This window comes from uncultured Psychrobacter sp. (genome assembly GCF_947500265.1).
In the GTDB taxonomy this organism is placed as follows: Bacteria; Pseudomonadota; Gammaproteobacteria; order Pseudomonadales; family Moraxellaceae; genus Psychrobacter.
Genome location: NZ_CANMRN010000007.1, coordinates 23,000 through 41,363, shown reverse-complemented (window position 1 = coordinate 41,363; position 18,364 = coordinate 23,000). Strand labels below are relative to the sequence as shown.

Sequence of the window (18,364 nt, the reverse complement as noted above, 5' to 3'; positions counted from 1 at the left end):
ACTTGCTAGTATCGAACCTCAATAATAAGCGCCTTCTTTTATAGATGCACTCGCATCTTGTCACTGTATATCGATAAACATCCATCACAAAGCTGACCTAAAATACACTGCTATGTTTGATTAGTATTGTCCTATGAGACAGTTTTAATTAAACCTATTGGGCAGATATTCTTGATATGGACAAGAATTAGCGATCATTCAGTAAGTAGAAATAATGACGGTAAGTAATTATTTTTACTCATAGAATCCCGCAAATTCTCGCCGCAAAAAAAGGTGATGACAGTGACGCAAACCACGCAAAGTCCGAACATGACGGGACATACCCAGACGGGTAATGCCGCCAAAAATTTTGAACAAAAGCAACAACGTCTTGCAGAAGGTAGTGCACAGCCTGTGATGCTATCGGGCGCTGAAATGCTGGTGCAAGCACTGACTGACGAAGGTGTCGAATACATCTTTGGCTATCCAGGTGGCGCGGTCTTACACATTTATGATGCGCTGTTTCAGCAAGAAAATATTGAGCATATCTTAGTACGTCATGAGCAAGCAGCGGGCCACATGGCCGATGCTTATTCGCGAGTGACTGGTCATACTGGCGTCGTGTTGGCCACATCAGGCCCTGGTGCGACCAATACCGTGACAGCTATTGCTACTGCCTTTATGGATTCTGTACCAATGGTTGTGATCGCAGGTCAGGTGCCAAGCAGCCTAATTGGTGAAGATGCTTTCCAAGAAACAGATATGGTAGGCGTATCTCGTCCTATCGTTAAGCATAGCTTCCAAGTACGCCATGCTAGCGAAATTCCAATGATTGTAAAAAAGGCGTTTTATATTGCCCAGACTGGTCGCCCAGGTCCTGTCGTCATTGATGTGCCAAAAGACATGACGGCGCCTAGCGAAAAATTTGCTTACGAATATCCAGAAGAAGTATTTATACGCTCGTATCAGCCGTCACTCAAAGGTCACAGCGGTCAAATCAAAAAAGCCATTGAAACGCTATTAGCAGCGCAGCGTCCTGTTGTATATGCAGGCGGCGGTGTGATTTGGAGCAATGCGCACGAAGAGTTAACAGATCTTGCACATCGTCTGAATTTACCAGTGACTAATACTTTGATGGGTCTTGGTACATTCCCTGGCTCTGATCGTCAGTTCTTAGGTATGCTTGGCATGCACGGTACTTACGAAGCCAATATGAGTATGCACCATGCTGATGTGATTTTGGCTGTCGGCGCGCGTTTCGATGATCGTGTGACCAATAACGTTAAAAAATTCTGCCCTAACGCAACTATCATTCATATCGACATCGATCCTGCGTCAATTTCAAAAACGATTCTTGCGCACATTCCTATCGTAGGTGATGTGAAATCTGTCTTAACGGACATGCTAGAGATTGTTGGTCAAGACAAGCAGTTAGAGCAGCACGCATTGCTCGATTGGTGGTCACAAATTAATGAGTGGCGTAAGCGTCATGGCTTACGTTATGACACCAGCACAGATAATGGCATTAAGCCACAAAGTGTTGTACAAGCTCTAGATAAAGTGACTAATAGTAACGCTATTATCACAAGTGACGTCGGTCAGCATCAAATGTTTGCGGCACTTTACTATACTTACAATGAGCCACGTCAATGGCTGAATTCAGGTGGCCTTGGTACCATGGGTGTTGGTCTGCCGTATGCAATGGCTGCCAAACTTGCCAATCCTGAGCGTGATGTGGTTTGTATTACTGGTGAAGGCTCTATTCAGATGAATATCCAAGAGCTATCGACCTGTTTGCAATATAACTTACCAGTTAAAATTCTGAACATTAACAATGCGCAGCTTGGTATGGTGAAGCAGTGGCAAGATATGCTGTATGAAGGTCGTCATGCCCAGTCTTATATGAACTCCTTACCAGATTTTGTCAAATTGGCTGAAAGCTATGGTCACGTCGGTATCAAAATTACTGACCCTGCGACCATGGAAGCACAATTGGCTGAAGCAATGGCGATGAAAGACAAACTGGTATTTATCGATGTTTACGTCGATCGTAATGAGCATGTATATCCAATGCAAATCGCTGGACAGGCCATGCGTGATATGTGGTTAACAAAAGGGGAGCGTACCTAATGCAACAACAACATCTGATTTCGGTATTGATGGAAAACGAAGCGGGTTCGTTGTCGCGGTTAGTCGGCTTGTTCTCACAACGTGGTTATAATATCGAAACTTTGAACGTCGCACCTACTGATGACCCAAGTATCTCACGTCTAACGGTTACGACCATTACGTCACCTGAAAGAATTGAGCAAATCACCAAACAATTGCATAAATTGATTGAAGTGGTTAAAGTGCTTAATCTGACAGAGAATGTACACGTTGAGCGTGAATTGATGCTTATTAAAGTCCGTGCAACAGGCGGTGTGCGTGAAGAGATTAAACGTAGCGCAGATATTTTCCGCGCACAAATCGTCGATGTAAATTCGAACTTATATACGATTCAAATCGTGGGCGACAAAGCCAAACTTGATGGTTTTATCGATGTAATTGGCCGTGAGCGCATTATGGAAGTAGTTCGCTCAGGTGTTATCGGTATTGCCCGCGGTGAAAAAACCCTCAGCATCTAAATATTTATCAAAACCAGTTTCAACCAATATTTATTTATCTAATCAACAAAGCGCTTATCTTAGTTATTATATTGACTACAGCATAAGCGTTTACTATCCATGGCAAGCCATGATTGAGAACAAGGACTCTATTTATGAACGTTTATTATGACAAAGATTGTGACCTATCTATTATCCAAGGTAAAAAAGTTGCCATTATCGGTTACGGTTCACAAGGCCATGCACACGCGCTTAACCTACAAGATTCAGACGTCGATGTAACTGTTGGTCTACGTGCAAATTCAAGCTCATGGAAAAAAGCTGAAAATGCTGGCCTAAAAGTTGCTGAAGTAGAAGAAGCGGTAAAAGCTGCTGACGTTATCATGATTTTGACGCCTGATGAGTTCCAAAAAGAGCTTTATAATGATGTGATCGAGCCAAACATCAAAGAAGGCGCTACACTAGCTTTTGCTCACGGTTTTGCAATCCATTACAACCAAGTGGTACCACGTGGCGATCTTGATGTCATCATGGTTGCACCAAAAGCACCAGGTCATACTGTACGTTCAGAGTTCGCTAAAGGCGGTGGTATCCCTGATCTTATCGCTATCTATCAAGACGCTTCTGGTCAAGCCAAACAGTTAGCATTATCGTATGCTGCTGGCGTTGGTGGTGGTCGTTCAGGCATCATCGAAACAACGTTCAAAGATGAGACGGAAACGGATCTATTCGGTGAGCAAGCTGTACTTTGTGGTGGTGCAGTAGAGTTAGTTAAAATGGGCTTTGAGACGCTAACAGAAGCGGGCTATGCACCAGAAATGGCTTATTTCGAATGTCTACATGAGCTAAAGCTTATCGTTGACTTGATGTATGAAGGCGGCATCGCTGACATGAACTACTCAATCAGTAACAACGCTGAATACGGCGAATATGTTACTGGACCTGAAGTTATTAATGAGCAGTCACGTGAAGCCATGCGTAATGCATTAAAACGTATCCAGTCTGGTGAATACGCGAAGATGTTCATCTCTGAAGGTGCAACCAACTATCCATCAATGACTGCGCGTCGTCGTAACAACGCTGATCATCAAATCGAAATCACTGGTGCTAAGCTACGTGGCATGATGCCATGGATCGGTGGTAACAAAATCATCGATAAAGACAAAAACTAAGTTTTATACAGATAAAAGTCTTATTCAGATAATAATCTGATTTAGATTAAATAGCCCATGTTATCACTTGATAGCATGGGTTTTTTTATGCAAAGTATTTGATAGATACTTTTTGCTTTGATTTGAATCTGGGTTATCGGTTGAAAACCATTAATTGCTGCCCAATATAAGCAGGCACCTTAACATTGGCCAAAGCGCCTTTGCGATTAACATTCATCATTGTTCTTACCCGTTTCTAAGTATTCGAAGCGGGCGGATGCTTCATTCTCACTTTCTATAGATAATAGGTTGTATGCTGTGCAAATATCTTATTCAGACTGGCTAACGCCGCAATTCGTATATATTACTCTTAGCGCTGTGGTAGCAGTTTTAATTTGGATAGAAGGGGAGATGCTCAAACAGACCGATGGTAAACTGCCTCAATCTAAGTTCTTCAAAGTCAGTTCATTGTTAGATACTCTATGGTTCTTCATATCAGTGGTGATTTTATACGTTATTGATTTGACCCCGTTAGCTATCGCAGTGCCTGCTGCATATGGCATATACACGACCTTTGGCTGGATATATGGTACCAAGCTACTGAAGCGTAAAGGCATCCCTGACTCTCCTAAAGATTTGGTGATTCCAGCAAAATATATTGCCTACAGTCAGTCATTTTCATTGGTGTTTTTTGCGTTATGTTTGCTCGTATTGAGTTCAGCATGGCTACCGACATCACCATTGCAGTAACTAATATTCTAACCTGCTATCATCTATGTCGACTTATTTCATTAGGGGTTTACTGATGAAGTTGTATTATATCTATAAATAAAAACTATTTTATATCAATAAGATATGGAACTGGTTGCTATCAATGTTAGCTTGCAACAATGGTTAGTATTTATTTACAAAAATCAGCAATTTAGACTGTTCCTACCATGGAAAACTGTTATAATCAGACTGTACTCAAAATATTTGAGGCAAAAGATCCAGATTTTCTTTAAGATTATTTAGCATTTTTGGCCGCCGCATTTAGCAAAAAATATTAGGGTATATATCAATTAATCGGTGATGACACAAGTCTCGCCAACAGTTAAAGAGTCAGGAAAATTTATGTCAGATAAAGTTGAAGGCACTGTAAAGTGGTTTAATGAAGCTAAAGGTTTTGGTTTTATCGCTCAAGACAATGGCGGACAAGACGTATTCGCTCACTACAGCGCTATCCAAGGTAACGGTTTCAAAACTCTAGCCGAAGGCCAAAAAGTGTCTTTCATCTTAGGTGATGGCAAAAAAGGCCCACAAGCTGAGCAAATCGAAGCTATCTAATCTCATTTATTATTAGGTTAACTGCTTGTCAGTAAACTTAATGACAATAAGATTATCAATATGCATTGATTACTTTGTTTGTTAAAACAATAAAAATACTGTATCGACTTTAAAAAGAAGCAACCTCTTATCAGGTTGCTTTTTTTATGGGACTTTTTTGGTATGACAAAGTGTTGCTAATGTAAAGTGCTATTGATTTTGACGGTTAACATCATCAGGTAATAGCGAACAATAATTTAATAAAGATGTAATAGATAAGGTTGTGTTATGAAGTGGGAAAACTGGCTTTCAATTGACTGGCAACAAGTGCTTGGGATTTCTTTATCTGCTATAGGCTTTTATGTAGGGCTGATGTTGTTTACTCGATTGATGGGTTTACGCAGTTTTTCCAAGTTATCAAGCCATGATTTTGCCATGACCGTTGGTATTGGTAGTATATTGGCGTCGACGGTATTGTCAGATAAGCCCTCTCTACTTCAAGGGTTATTTGCTGTTGCGGTGTTATTCTTAATTCAGGGCGTTATCTCAGTTATTAGACGTAAGATAAAGCCGCTCAAAGCTTTAATAGACAATCAAGCTATTATCCTAATGGCTCAGGGTAAGTATTTAGAAGACAACTTAAAAGAGGCTAATCTTAGTACCAGCGATGTGCAGGAAGTGCTACGTAAAAATGGTATTAAGGCCAAAACAGAAGTGTTTGCAGTAATTATGGAGACGACAGGTGATATGAGTGTTATCAAGAATAATGACGTTGAACCTGACTGGTCTTTATTTGACGATATACGTGATAGCGAATTATTGCTTAGTGCTAGTAAGAATGGTAAGTCGCAGGTCTAGCTTGCCTAACTATTCTCATCCGTTAACTTTGAAGAGATAAATAATAACAAAATATTAAGTAAAGCTGAGGCTTAGAATGCTATAAAGGGTATGAGCATTTTGAGCTGTTGAACCATGAAAAACGTGAAACGATGCGCTTATAGAGTATTTATTATAGAGTGTTGACAAATTTATGACGCATTATTCACGGCGTTGTCTTGACCTTATCTGCCTGCTGACGCAAGATACATAGGTCTGATAATAACGGTTGGCTTAGCTTTAGCAGATTTCATTAGTAAGAGATACAATGCTAATATGCTCTTAGATATTGGCTCATCTTTCTTAGTTAACAATATTCTGTTGATGTAGTAATAACCTTGAGCAGTATTTTGAACGACAATTTGAACCACAACGAACCTTTGGTTCTTAACTGACAATTTTTAACTCATAACATTAATAAACGAGGAACGTATGAAAGCATTAGTAGCGGTCAAGCGTGTCATTGATTATAACGTAAAAGTTCGTGTAAAAGCCGACAACTCTGGCGTTGACTTATCAAACACTAAAATGTCAATCAACCCTTTTGATGAAATCGCGGTAGAAGAAGCGGTTCGTCTAAAAGAAGCTGGCGTCATTGATGAGATCATTGTTGCTTCAATCGGTCCAAAAGAGTCACAAGAGCAGATTCGTGCAGCCCTAGCGCTAGGTGCTGACCGTGGTGTGTTAGTCGTAAGTGACGAAAAACCATATCCACTACAAGTTGCTAAGATTCTAAAAAGTATCGCCGAAGCTGAAAGCACTGATATTATCTTATTAGGTAAGCAAGCGATTGATGATGACAACAACCAAACTGGTCAGATGCTGGCGGCATTGATGGGTATCGGTCAGGGTACGTTCGCATCAGAAGTGAAAGTTGAAGGCAACAAAGTGAACGTAACGCGTGAAATCGATGGCGGCCTACAAACTGTTGCTCTTGATTTGCCAGCAGTTATCACGACTGATCTACGTTTGAATGAGCCACGTTATGCTAAATTGCCTAACATCATGAAAGCGAAGAAAAAACCACTTGATGAGAAAACGCCAGCAGATTTCGGTGTTGATATGACATCTAAGCAAGAGATTATTAAAGTCGTGCCACCTGCTGACCGTAAAGCTGGTATTACAGTAGGGTCAGTTGATGAGTTGGTCGATAAGCTAAGAAACGAAGCAAAAGTCATTTAATGTTTTAATGATTGGATACTTCGCTACGGCATATCCTGTACAAGGCTATGAATTTGACTGCTTTATCCTATATTAAGCGATATTTGCTTACGTAGCTTTGTACACAAACAACCGCATGAATAGATAATACGAATATATAAAGGACTAAAACCATGGCAATTTTGGTATATGCAGAACATGACAATGCCAGTCTAAAAAAGGCAACTTTAAACACCATCGCTGCTGCTAAACAAATGGGTGATGATATCCATGTATTGGTTGCTGGTAGTGGTAGCCAAGCTGTTGCTGATGAAGCGGCAAAAGCAGAAGGCGTGACTAAAGTACTATTGGCTGACAATGCTGCTTATGAGCATCAATTGGCAGGTAACGTGGCGCTATTGGTTGCTGATATCGCTGGTGATTACAGCCATATCCTAGCGGCTGCGACCACGACTGGCAAAAACTTTATGCCACGTGTTGCTGCGTTACTTGACGTAAGCATGCTGTCTGAAATCTCAGGTGTGGTAGATGCGCAAACGTTTGAACGTCCTATCTATGCAGGTAATGCAACTGCAACAGTAAAAACCACAGAAGACAAAGTGGTACTAACAGTACGTACCACTGCGTTTGACCCAGTGGCAAGCGAAGGCGGTTCAGCTACTGTTGAAACTATCGACAATGTACAAGAAACTGGCAAAGCTAGTTTCGTTAACGAAGAAATGGCTAAGTCTGATCGTCCAGAATTGACGTCAGCTGGTATTGTTGTTTCTGGTGGTCGTGCCTTGGCAAACGGTGAAAACTTCACCAAGTACATTGAGCCATTGGCTGACAAGCTAGGCGCTGCTGTTGGTGCATCACGTGCTGCTGTTGACGCAGGATATGTACCAAACGATATGCAGGTCGGTCAAACGGGTAAAATCGTTGCACCGCAGCTATATATCGCAGCTGGCATCTCAGGCGCGATTCAGCATTTGGCTGGTATGAAAGATTCTAAAGTCATCGTTGCTATCAACAATGACCCAGAAGCACCTATCGCTAGCGTTGCTGACTACTTCTTAGAAGCTGATTTGTTCGAAGCACTACCTGAGCTTACTAGCAAGGTTTAATGTATAGTCACAGAACTACTAAACGGCTACGGCGTTACCCTCCTTAGATGTACTACTTGTACAATCTGCAGTCGGCTGCTTTGTATCTGTTTTAGATTTCTTTGACTATATCAGTAGTAGACGTATGATAAAAAACCCACTATCAATTGGTAGTGGGTTTTTTTACGCTTGATAGATAGGGTTTTGATAGTAGTTATAAATTGAGGCTAAGAGTATTGTCTTTGGCGCAAGGTCTCATACAGACACAAAGAGCCTGCAATTGCTACATTTAAGCTCTCTTGCCCGTTTGGCTGCGGTAATGCTATCGGCGTGGCACATTGCATTAGCTCGTCGCTAACGCCTTGGCCTTCGTGACCCATAATCCATGCCACAGGCGCAGATAAATCGTGATTGTAAATGATAGTATCTGTATGTGAGCTAGTTGCCAAAAGCGGCACTTGTACATGATTTAAAATATTTTGCGTACTCAAGCCTTCATAAATAGTCAGTGCAAACTGTGCACCCATACCTGCTCGTAGCGTCTTGGGAGACCACGCTTGAGCGGTCGCACTGGTGCATAGGATGTTGCGGATACCAACGGCTGCTGCTGTGCGTAGTAGCGTACCGACATTACCGCTATCCTGCACGTCGTTCAAGATTAGGCAGTCTTCATTGATCATCGATAAGCTAGGCGTTGGTATTTTAATGACGGCCATAATATCGATGCCTGTACCCAAACTGCGGATACTCTCATAGAGTGAGTCTGACAAAGTGAGGATAGGCGTATAAGTGGGCAGGCGAGTCAATACCTGCTGAACTTCAGGGTGGCTACGCGCTGACTCAGACAGTAGTATCTGGACGAAAGGATAGTCACTACGCAGTGCAGCATCTATCAAATGGACACCTTCTATGACTGTCTGACCGTTCTTTTTACGCTGGCGTGCTTGGGACAACAGTGCTTTTACAAGCTTCACTGTTGTGTTCTTATCTGAGGTAATCAGCTCGGTGGGATTTAATACCATAGTGGATCGCTTAGAGAAGAGTAAAGGAGTCGTTTAGATAGCCAGCATAACACCTATGATTAATTTAGCATTCTGCTGGCTGTTCTTAACAAGTGCGTCAATCAATTATTTTTCAGAATAATTGACGTGTAAGTCTTTCACATAATTGACTTCGTTTTTACTACCGAGTACCACAGGGACACGTTGATGGATATCAGTCGGTTCGATATCTAAGATACGATTGATAGCGTCTGTCGCACCGCCACCCGCGCGCTCAATCAATAGGCTCATTGGGTTGGCTTCATACATCAAGCGTAGTTTACCCGCTTTATGAGCGTATTTGGTATCAAACGGATAAGTGAACAGACCACCTCGGCATAAAATACGATGGACGTCACCAACCATGGCGGCTACCCAGCGTGTATTGAAATCGCGTCCACGTACCCCAGTCTCGCCAGCGATTAACTCATCAATGTACTGCTGCATCGGTGCACGCCAGTAGCGATAGTTTGAGCTATTGATAGCATATTCGCTCGTATCGGCATCGATTTGCACGTTGTCTTCTATCAACACATAGTCAGACGTCTCTGGATCTAGGCTAAACATAACGACTTTATCAGCGATGGTTAGCGCTAGGACAGTAGAGGTACCATATAGCAGATAACCGGCTGCTAGCTGTTTGTTACCTGCCTGTAGATAGTCGCTGTTTTCACTGGTTTGACCTTGGCGCTCATATGGCAGAACAGAAAAAATCGTACCTACTGCCATATTGATATCAATATTTGATGAGCCATCTAATGGGTCAAATAACACCAATAGGCTACCATCGTCATTAGCAGGAGTCGCGTCATCGAGCTCTTCTGAAGCAACGCCTGCACAGTGCGTGTTTTTTGCCAATGCATCTAGCAATAAGTCATTGGCCAGTACGTCTAGTTTTTTCTGATCTTCGCCTTGGACGTTTTGATTACCCGCTTCGCCCAAAATGTCTGCTAAAGCGCCTTTTCTGAGCAATTGTGAAATCGTCTTACCGACATCAGTGACAGTGGTAATCACGTCGTTAAGTGCAGGGCTAGTGGCATGTTGGTTTAGATAATCTGCTAAGGTCGTCATAAGGCTTCCTAATAAATGATATGGAAAGTAAAAGAATGGATAGGTGTCAAAGTAAAGAAGTAGGTGGCGTTTCGCACACCTGAAATAGGTAAATTCTTAAATAGCTAATACGGCATCTTTGTCCCGACCACAAAATCGGCTACACTATATCTATTGTTATTCATTTATAGTTTTGTCAGAATTATTCTCTATGAGAATACAGCATGTCTACTCACGCTTTCTGATTGTCTGCTGAGGCTATTTTTTGGTCGAGTTTGATTACGGTAAATTGTAGCAAATAAGCGTCAAAAAGTCCTTTGTATCTATGCCTATCAGTGATAAATGATCGAACAAAGATGAATAAGTGATTACTATAGACTCATATAAACCCACAATAAAGACTCGCCATTATGTCAAATTCTATCGATAGTAGCGCTACACAACCAGTCTCACCGACTGATTATGCAAAATTTGATCCCAGTACGATTCATCAAAGACTCAATACCTCATTGAGTCGTCCGCAGCTCAACACTGATGGCAGTATTAGGCATTTTTTAGGTGTTGAAGGTCTTAATAAAGCACAGCTCAAAGCTATTATCGCAAAAGCAGAGACTTTCTTTGATGAAAATGGACAGCTAATCAATCGTCCTGAGTTAGACGGCTATACGGTCATGAATTTGTTTTTCGAACCATCGACTCGTACCCGGACGACATTCGAGGTGGCAGAAAAACGCTTGGGTGCCAATGTACTCAATATCGATATCGAACGTTCTAGTACCAAAAAAGGCGAGAGTCTGCGTGATACGCTGTGGAATCTACAGGCAATGACCGCGGATATCTTTGTAGTACGCCATTCAGCATCAGGTGCCGCGCATTTTATGGCGACAGAAGTGACGCCTGATATCGCTATCATTAATGGTGGTGATGGCTGGCATGCGCATCCTACTCAGGGAATGCTCGACATGTTGACTATTCACCGTGAAGCGCCGCGCCCATTTGAAGAGCTGTCTATCGCAATCGTTGGTGATATTAAGCATTCACGCGTGGCACGCTCCGATATCAGTGCACTGCAAACGCTAGGTGTGACAGACATCCGTGTTTGTGCGCCGCGTACTCTACTGCCCAAAGGTATCGAACGTTTCGGTGTGCAGGTATACGAAAACATGGACGAGTGTGTCACCGATTGTGATGTGATCATGGGCTTAAGAATACAAAATGAGCGTATTGGTTCGCCGCTATTGGCATCATCAAGTGAATACTATAAGCATTATGGGATCACGCCAGAGCGAGTAGCGCTTGCCAAGCCAGATGCATTGGTGATGCATCCAGGGCCGATGAACCGCGGTGTTGAGATTGCCTCTAGTGTGGCTGATGGCGCACAATCCGTTATCTTAAAGCAGGTAAATAACGGTATTGCTATTAGAATGGCAGTCTTATCACTTGCGATGGAAGGTCAACGTGCTCATCAAGCGGCTGGTAAGTAACAGGCTGCCGCGCGACTTATTCTCATTTATTTCATTTTATTGATACGGTAATAACGTTATGTCTACCATGCTTAATACGGATGCACCCATTCTTGACCATTTACCAAAAGCATTTAAAGATGCATTGCCGCAAACTGCAACAGAAAAACTGTCTACACTCGATTCTGGCCGTGAAATGTGGTTATTACCACCACTAGTAGATCTATGCGCGCGCTTGCGTGAGCCAGGCCAACAGCAACACGGTACGCTAAAATCAGAAGGCAGTGCTGCACGTGGTAATGGGTTCTTGCATGTAGTCACACCGCCTGACACCAATCCTATTTTAGAAAACGGCTCACTCTTGAAAGGTTTACGTGAGCGCGCCTTGAGTGATGGCGGGATTTACTTGCATATTTTGGGTGCATTGACCACAGGGTTAGAGGGCGAACGACCGTCTAATATCGCAGGGCTTAAGAAGGGCGGCTGTATTGCGGTATCTAATGCGCGTAGACCTTTTCGTAATGACTTAGTATTGCTACGTACACTAGAATACGCGGCGACTTTTGGTATGAAAGTATTCTTTTATCCTGATGAGCCAAGTCTGTCTGGAGATGGCGTGGCACATGAGGGCTATATTGCTTCTTATCATGGTCTGCAAGGGATTCCTTGGATTGCGGAAACTGTTGCATTGTCTACGCAGCTGCTGATGGTTGAAGAGACTGGAATCGCTGCTCATTTTAGCCAGTTATCATGTAAGTCTTCGATTGAGCTTATGCGCTGGGCAAAAGATAAAGGCTTGCCTGTTACGTGTGATGTTGCGATGCATCAGCTGTATTTAACTGATGATAACCTTGAAGGCTTTAATGCTCAGGCATATGTGTTGCCACCGCTACGTAGTAATACTGACCAGCAGGCAATTCGCCGTGGATTAAAAGATGGCACTATCGATGCTATTTGTAGTCATCACGAGCCACTAAGTAGCACCGCCAAAAAAGCACCATTTGCTGAAAGTACGCCAGGTATTTCAAACTTCGATACGTTTATGGCGTTGGCTTGTCAGCTGGTCAATGATGAGGTATTAACACTCTCGCAACTGGTAGACAAAATCTGCCTGAATCCTGCAAAAATCGCTGGTATCAGTGAGCAGTATGAAGCTATCGGCGGTGCAGTATTAGTCGATCCTAACCTTGAGTGGCAAGTAACCGCGCAATCTATGCTATCGAGTGGTAAGAACACGCCGTTTTTCAATCAGCAGTTGCAAGGACGTGTTGTGGAGACATTCTTTGGCTAATTTGCCCCGACAGGATGACCGTCTGCCGCCATCCTCGAAGGATAAAGGGGTTACTATGAATGGTCAGCAAGAAAAATCGCGTAGTACGGCGAGTGAGTCTATCAAAGCAGTGGCCATTTATGAGGTAGTAAAAGGTGTTGGTGCGTTACTAGGAGCAGGGGCATTATGGTGGTGGCATACCAATCTTGAGCATTGGCTGACGACCGCAACGGTTACTTGGCAGCGCAGCTTCGGCCATATGCTTGCCCCGCAAATCGATAGTGCCGTACGTATTGCTCAGCAAGCAAGTAAAAACTGGCCGATGTTTTTATTATTGATATTCGCTTATGCCAGTTTGCGCTTCCTAGAAGCATATGGCTTATGGCATGACAAAACATGGGCGTATTGGTTTGGGGTACTAGGCTACGGAGTATTTATTCCTATAGAAATCTACTATCTGATCGTTAGCCCGTTTGACTGGTTTAAGCTTGGGATATTGGTTTCTAATCTGCTCATTATTATTGTGGTTTATCGTAATATGAAACGAAAGGGCTTGATATAACGTTTAAATTTAAGTTGAAAAATCCAGCATAAGACAAGTATCTCATGCTGGATTTTTTGTGCCTGCTATATTTTTGGCTTATACTTCTACTGTTTTTTCATCTGTACGAATGCTTTTAGCGACTTTTCCAACGCTCAGACCTTGTACCAAGATAGAGAAAATCACCACTGCATAAGTGAGTGCTAATAGAATCTCTCGTTCAGCTCCGATAGGTAACTGTAATACTAGCGCGACTGAGATACCTCCGCGTAAACCGCCCCATGTCAGGACTTTCCATGCGCCCGTAGGCAAATCAAGCTGACGATGAAAAGTCTTGGTCGTCATACCTACCACGATAAACCGTGCAATGAGCGCAATCAAAATGGTCAAACCACTAGCAATAAATAAATTGCCTGAATAAGCAATCATCACAACTTCTAGACCGATGAGCACAAATAGAATGGCGTTTAAAATCTCGTCAATCAATTCCCAGAACAAGTCAATATAGTGCCGTGTCTTATCACTCATGGCTAGCTCTCGACCACGATTACCAACCATCAGACCCATCATGACCATGGCGAGTGGCCCTGATAAATGCCAATGGCTGGCCAGTGCATAGCCACCGATGACGCCCGCTAATGTTAATAGTACTTCTTCTTGATAGCTATCAATGCTCTTGAGCAAGTAGTACAAAATCGCACCAAGTACCAGTCCGAATACAACGCCGCCACCAGCTTCAACCGCTAATGTATGTGCGACATAGTTGGCAGTAGGAATATCGCCGCTAGATAAAATTCCTAGCAATAAAACGAAGATGACCACGCCGATACCATCATTGAACAATGACTCGCCAGCGATGACAGTCTCGATACTCTTTGGAGCGCCTGCTGATGAGAGAATGCCCATGACAGCAATAGGATCGGTAGGGGAGATAAGCGCACCAAATAACAGGCACCAGAGAAACGGTAAGCCGAAACCGAATAATGGCAGCATAAAGTAAATCGCAGTCGCAATGAGCATCGCTGATATGATCGTACCAAGTCCGGCAAGGATGCCGATAGGTAACTTGTAACGTCTTAAATCACCAATATTAACGTGTAATGCACCTGCGAATAGCAACATTGATAGCATACCGTCTAAGAGTACTTCGGTAAAATCAAGCTGCTCCAGTAAGCTGACCTCGTAATCAATCAGCTGATCAAACCCTAAGAAGCCTAAAAATATCGCACCGATTGACAGTAAGATAGAGATGACCATGACACCGATAGTGGTCGGCAAACCAATAAAACGGTGATTAATATAAGTTAATGAAGCGGTAATCGACAAAAATATGGCGCTGATTTCTAGAATGGTGAGGCTGGTTGCAGATGCCATAAAAAGTAGGTCTCATATGAATATAAAAAGTATCTAAAGCGCAGGGCTTATAGGGACGTTATAAGTGTTGTTGGCTATAGGGGTTGTGCTTATAAGTAAGGTGTTTATAAAGTCTGATACGGCCGTTTATTTAAACAATTAATTGGTCATGTCATTAACTAGACTGTGTCTGTAACGCTTGACGAATATCGGCTTCAAACTCACTAACATAAATAAAATGCTTGTGCTGCGCATCTTTATCAAGGATAAATTGCTTGGCTTGTTCGCACATAGCGACCAAGTCATCGACCAGCTCCTGATAATTTAAATTCTCTTCTCCGGCGCGCTGAATCAGATGCAATTCATGTAATAGCGTTTGCTGCTGTGCGCTGTTTACTCGTGCATAGTTCAAATTGACCATTGCCTGACATAATGCTTTTAAGACCATTAGGTCAGCAGCTGCATAACGACGTATCTCACCGAGTGATACATTGATAAAATCAGAGATTTTGGGGATATGAGTGACTAGTGCCAATATGGCCAGTCGCTTCTGTTTGACAGTATTTTCAGAGCTATCGTTAGTGTCTGATTGCGGTATGTGAAAATGATAAGGGCTCGGTGGCTGACGACGCATCATGATACTCAGACAGCTGGTTAAAGACTGGACGCAATTGACCGCAGTCTTTGGATCATTGATACCAGGGGATAACGCGCGTACAGCAATCTCCGTCATTTGACCTAAGCTATAGGCAATGTCGTTAGAGTGCGCCAATCGTTGCTCAAGTCGTAGGCAACCTGCAAGACGTTGCCAAAACAGTCCATCAGGTGCTCTAGGTATTACTGCTAGATGCGGTGTTGCTGTCCTTTGGCGATTATTTGGATGAGATGCAGGCCGCTGATAAAAGTAGCCAATGACGTTTTTGTCAGTGACGTAATTACCGAGGTTGACATGCATTTGTACCACGCCACCATAATCCTGTGACAGCGCAATCAATGACTCAAGATAAATCTGCTGTAAATAACCTGAATTTGGTGAATAAATTGGCATAGCAGGCCAGTTCTGGAACTGCTCGATATCATGGTGCTCAGCATCGCGTTGATGTTGAATATCACATCGATCGTTATACCAATAGTAAATGTTTGCAATTGCATCGTTGCTAGCATTTTGAATGACATGTGACGCCTGAATAGCATGCACCATATGCTGTACAAAATAAACCAAGAGCAGCGCACAGATAATCGCCATAATAATGGCAAAAGTCACTGCCAATTGCGGTACACCAAAAGCTACGTCAGACTTATGGATCGACTTTAGTACCAGTAAGCTATAGCTAAATGTACCGATAAAAGCGCCAAGGACAAACTGGTTTGGGGTATCAGTCAAAAAGTTACGTAGCAGTCTTGGGCCAAACTGTGAGGATGCCATCGACAGGACGGCGATCGTAATCGAAAATGTCGTACCGGCCACGCCCAATACCGCACCAGCGATGGCTGTCATAATCGCGCGCGCCGCCTCGTCATCACCAGTAAAGGCAAAGGATATCTCTTTTACCGTTTCACGATCAAAATGCTGATCAATCGCGACTAGTAAAGGAGCAAGCAAAATACCGACGATGACACAAGCGGTTGGAATAAACCAATAAGAGCCAATCAGCCATTGCCACAAGTTATTTAAGCGATCAGGCAAGTCGGTCAGCGTTTGTATTGACCACAACTTAGTGAACTGCTTAAGCCTGTTTTGACCTGCATTGATCGTACGTGTCCAGACACTGTCTCCATCATTTTTATTCACTGTGATGAGCCTTAGGGTTATCTGCTTCTGTAATAATAGCGTTTTTGTGCGTACGTCTGCTCATATTTGTCTCAGCATGACTCTCACTAGTCCCTAGAGGTATGATGGCTTCATTGTCGTGATCGTCATACTCAATATCACTGTCTTTATCATAAGCCATAGGCTCTAGGTGCGGTGAGGCTTCAATATTTGAATCATTACCGTTATAAATATTCTCATTATGTCTATCTAGATTATCATGTCGTTGTACATTTTCAGTGGCGGCAGAGGTTTTTCTAAATAATTTATGGTCATCGCTATGCTTACTGTTAGATTGTTTACGCGGTTCGCTATTGGCAAAGATAGCATTTAGCGGCAGATGCAGTTGCTGTTTGGCGTACGCCTCAGTATTTTCAAAGCGTTTTACCAGTAAACTTAGCCAAGGCTTTTGACCTTCCAATTTCATCTCATCCAACTCGTCCTTGATAGGAAGTGGGTAGGGCAAGGTACGATAAAAGTCCCATAACGTCATCCTACTCAGGTCTCTTTTGAGTACATAGTCGTCATCATCTGTCATGGTAATCAGATTGCTGTCTTGTAGGTAGTTGATATAGGTATACCATTTTGGCAGCTCTTTGCGACCTAAGACATTACGCAGTGCTTGCTCGCTAACAGCTTCACCTTTTAAGTGGTGGGTATAAACCAAATTCAACATGTCTAACAAGCTGAGTAACGGGTGACGAGGGTAGACTTCTTCTGTCTCAAAAATCGTCAAGGTATAACTGATTTCAACGCCTAATAAAATCAAATTCCACGACAGATAAATCCATAGTAGAAAGATAGGCAATGCGGCAAAAGCGCCATAAATCGCTTCGTAGCTGGTAAAGTTAGCCATCACTGTACCAAACAGATGTTTCATTAATTCAAAGACAATGGCCACGAACACGCCAGCGATGGCTGCATTTTTTGCTGGTACGCGCGCCTTTGGAATAAACCAGTACATACCGATAAAGCCCGCCATCGTAATACCAATCGATGCCATTTGTACCCAAAAACTCCAGTCGATACCGTAGCCTGCAATTTGACGATTGAGAAAGCTCAGACTCTGTACGGTACTTGAAGCGATAAAAGCGGTACCCAACACCAGCGGCCCTAGGGTAACGATAGTCCAATAACGCAGCATGCTTTTGATGCCACCAGAGCGGTCTTCTACTCGCCAAATCTGGTTAAACGCGCGCTCGATAGTGGTCAAGGTCATGATAGTCGTAAAGAACAAAATCATGGCACCGATGATGGTTAGATTGGATGACTTTTCAGCAAAGCTATTAATATACTCGCTAACTTGCATGCTCGACTGCGGCAACAGATTGCTATAAATGACGTCATAAATCTGAGCTCTAACCGATGCGAGTGCTGGTACGGATGACAAAATCATCAGTAATACCGTTAATACCGGTACGATCGATAGCATAGTGGTGTATGTCAGTGAAGCTGCCTTTTGCTGGCAATTATCTTCAAAAAAATGCCGAGTCAAAAACCGTAAGAACTGAAACCAGCGCTGCTGTAAAAACGGGAGTTTTTGAGATAATTTTTCCATGTCGACCATTAAGCAGAAGTAAGAGTGACAATAGTGTAACAAAGATGAACGGTTATCATCTGCGGTTTAATTGTGTCAAAATGCACCGCGTAGCACATCAGATACAATATAAGTCA

The 18,364-nt window shown here is 42.8% G+C and carries 16 protein-coding genes; 11 read left to right on the top strand and 5 right to left on the bottom strand.

The genetic code is table 11. The annotated features are described in order from the left end of the window. The first annotated feature begins 396 nt into the window (after positions 1-396). From Q0788_RS10575 to Q0788_RS10540, 8 genes are all read left to right on the top strand, one after another. On the top strand, positions 397-2,109 hold the full coding sequence (locus tag Q0788_RS10575; RefSeq protein ID WP_296207644.1) for an acetolactate synthase 3 large subunit: 1,713 nt from the start codon (positions 397-399) through the stop codon (positions 2,107-2,109). Continuing rightward, on the top strand, positions 2,109-2,606 hold the full coding sequence (ilvN, locus tag Q0788_RS10570; RefSeq protein ID WP_057758828.1) for an acetolactate synthase small subunit: 498 nt from the start codon (positions 2,109-2,111) through the stop codon (positions 2,604-2,606). The genes Q0788_RS10575 and ilvN overlap by 1 nt, the downstream gene beginning before the upstream one ends. Positions 2,607-2,740: 134 nt before the next feature. Continuing rightward, complete coding sequence (gene ilvC, locus Q0788_RS10565) at positions 2,741-3,757, top strand: ketol-acid reductoisomerase (RefSeq protein ID WP_101204856.1); 1,017 nt, start codon at positions 2,741-2,743, stop codon at positions 3,755-3,757. 297 nt (positions 3,758-4,054) lie between these two features. After that, positions 4,055-4,486, top strand: a complete 432-nt coding sequence (locus tag Q0788_RS10560) for a hypothetical protein (RefSeq protein WP_101204855.1) — start codon at positions 4,055-4,057, stop codon at positions 4,484-4,486. 363 nt (positions 4,487-4,849) lie between these two features. Further along, positions 4,850-5,062 carry a cold-shock protein gene (locus Q0788_RS10555; protein WP_057758834.1) on the top strand — a complete coding sequence of 71 codons (213 nt, stop codon included), beginning with the start codon at positions 4,850-4,852 and terminating at the stop codon, positions 5,060-5,062. 267 nt (positions 5,063-5,329) lie between these two features. Continuing rightward, positions 5,330-5,899 carry a DUF421 domain-containing protein gene (locus tag Q0788_RS10550; protein WP_298810421.1) on the top strand — a complete coding sequence of 190 codons (570 nt, stop codon included), beginning with the start codon at positions 5,330-5,332 and terminating at the stop codon, positions 5,897-5,899. Positions 5,900-6,349: 450 nt separating this feature from the next. After that, positions 6,350-7,099: an electron transfer flavoprotein subunit beta/FixA family protein gene (locus tag Q0788_RS10545; RefSeq protein ID WP_298810420.1), complete on the top strand. Its 750-nt coding sequence runs from the start codon at positions 6,350-6,352 to the stop codon at positions 7,097-7,099. Positions 7,100-7,251: 152 nt separating this feature from the next. Then, on the top strand, positions 7,252-8,184 hold the full coding sequence (locus Q0788_RS10540) for an FAD-binding protein (RefSeq protein WP_057758839.1): 933 nt from the start codon (positions 7,252-7,254) through the stop codon (positions 8,182-8,184). Between the two features lie 206 nt (positions 8,185-8,390). On the opposite strand, the gene Q0788_RS10535 is transcribed toward Q0788_RS10540, so the two are convergent. Next, positions 8,391-9,185 carry an RNA methyltransferase gene (locus Q0788_RS10535; protein WP_298810419.1) on the bottom strand — a complete coding sequence of 265 codons (795 nt, stop codon included), beginning with the start codon at positions 9,183-9,185 and terminating at the stop codon, positions 8,391-8,393. A 105-nt stretch (positions 9,186-9,290) separates the two neighbouring features. Then, the gene (locus tag Q0788_RS10530; RefSeq protein WP_298810417.1) at positions 9,291-10,274 is read right to left on the bottom strand and encodes a class 1 fructose-bisphosphatase; all 984 of its coding nucleotides are present in this window, start codon (positions 10,272-10,274) and stop codon (positions 9,291-9,293) included. Between the two features lie 389 nt (positions 10,275-10,663). On the opposite strand from Q0788_RS10530, the gene Q0788_RS10525 reads away from it, so the two are divergent. Genes Q0788_RS10525 through Q0788_RS10515 form a run of 3 tightly spaced genes read left to right on the top strand, consistent with a single transcriptional unit; the run spans position 10,664 to position 13,548 of the window. Next, positions 10,664-11,737, top strand: coding sequence for an aspartate carbamoyltransferase catalytic subunit (locus Q0788_RS10525; protein ID WP_057758845.1), 1,074 nt, complete (start codon positions 10,664-10,666; stop codon positions 11,735-11,737). Between the two features lie 58 nt (positions 11,738-11,795). Then, positions 11,796-13,007, top strand: coding sequence for a dihydroorotase (locus tag Q0788_RS10520; RefSeq protein WP_298810415.1), 1,212 nt, complete (start codon positions 11,796-11,798; stop codon positions 13,005-13,007). Further along, a complete protein-coding gene (locus Q0788_RS10515) occupies positions 13,000-13,548 on the top strand; it encodes a DUF2127 domain-containing protein (RefSeq protein ID WP_290177063.1) in 549 nt (182 codons plus the stop codon). Before Q0788_RS10520 ends, Q0788_RS10515 begins: the two co-directional genes overlap by 8 nt. Before the next feature lie 78 nt (positions 13,549-13,626). Here the strand turns inward: Q0788_RS10515 and Q0788_RS10510 are convergent, their stop codons facing one another. The 3 genes from Q0788_RS10510 to Q0788_RS10500 form a co-directional block, all read right to left on the bottom strand. After that, complete coding sequence (locus Q0788_RS10510; protein WP_298810407.1) at positions 13,627-14,901, bottom strand: sodium:proton antiporter; 1,275 nt, start codon at positions 14,899-14,901, stop codon at positions 13,627-13,629. A 154-nt stretch (positions 14,902-15,055) separates the two neighbouring features. After that, on the bottom strand, positions 15,056-16,672 hold the full coding sequence (locus Q0788_RS10505; protein WP_298810404.1) for a DUF2254 domain-containing protein: 1,617 nt from the start codon (positions 16,670-16,672) through the stop codon (positions 15,056-15,058). Beyond that, positions 16,665-18,248 carry a YihY/virulence factor BrkB family protein gene (locus Q0788_RS10500; RefSeq protein WP_298810402.1) on the bottom strand — a complete coding sequence of 528 codons (1,584 nt, stop codon included), beginning with the start codon at positions 18,246-18,248 and terminating at the stop codon, positions 16,665-16,667. The genes Q0788_RS10505 and Q0788_RS10500 overlap by 8 nt, the downstream gene beginning before the upstream one ends. Between the last annotated feature and the right edge of the window lie 116 nt (positions 18,249-18,364).

Bases quoted from the DNA above. Each gene is read 5' to 3' on its own strand.
- Q0788_RS10510 (WP_298810407.1), bottom strand. From the start codon at position 14,901: ATGGCATCTGCAACCAGCCTCACCATTCTAGAAATCAGCGCCATATTT.
- Q0788_RS10525 (WP_057758845.1), top strand. From the start codon at position 10,664: ATGTCAAATTCTATCGATAGTAGCGCTACACAACCAGTCTCACCGACT.
- Q0788_RS10575 (WP_296207644.1), top strand. From the start codon at position 397: ATGCTATCGGGCGCTGAAATGCTGGTGCAAGCACTGACTGACGAAGGT.
- ilvN (WP_057758828.1), top strand. From the start codon at position 2,109: ATGCAACAACAACATCTGATTTCGGTATTGATGGAAAACGAAGCGGGT.
- Q0788_RS10535 (WP_298810419.1), bottom strand. From the start codon at position 9,185: ATGGTATTAAATCCCACCGAGCTGATTACCTCAGATAAGAACACAACA.
- Q0788_RS10520 (WP_298810415.1), top strand. From the start codon at position 11,796: ATGTCTACCATGCTTAATACGGATGCACCCATTCTTGACCATTTACCA.
- Q0788_RS10500 (WP_298810402.1), bottom strand. From the start codon at position 18,248: ATGGAAAAATTATCTCAAAAACTCCCGTTTTTACAGCAGCGCTGGTTT.
- Q0788_RS10540 (WP_057758839.1), top strand. From the start codon at position 7,252: ATGGCAATTTTGGTATATGCAGAACATGACAATGCCAGTCTAAAAAAG.
- Q0788_RS10545 (WP_298810420.1), top strand. From the start codon at position 6,350: ATGAAAGCATTAGTAGCGGTCAAGCGTGTCATTGATTATAACGTAAAA.
- Q0788_RS10555 (WP_057758834.1), top strand. From the start codon at position 4,850: ATGTCAGATAAAGTTGAAGGCACTGTAAAGTGGTTTAATGAAGCTAAA.
- ilvC (WP_101204856.1), top strand. From the start codon at position 2,741: ATGAACGTTTATTATGACAAAGATTGTGACCTATCTATTATCCAAGGT.
- Q0788_RS10550 (WP_298810421.1), top strand. From the start codon at position 5,330: ATGAAGTGGGAAAACTGGCTTTCAATTGACTGGCAACAAGTGCTTGGG.
- Q0788_RS10530 (WP_298810417.1), bottom strand. From the start codon at position 10,274: ATGACGACCTTAGCAGATTATCTAAACCAACATGCCACTAGCCCTGCA.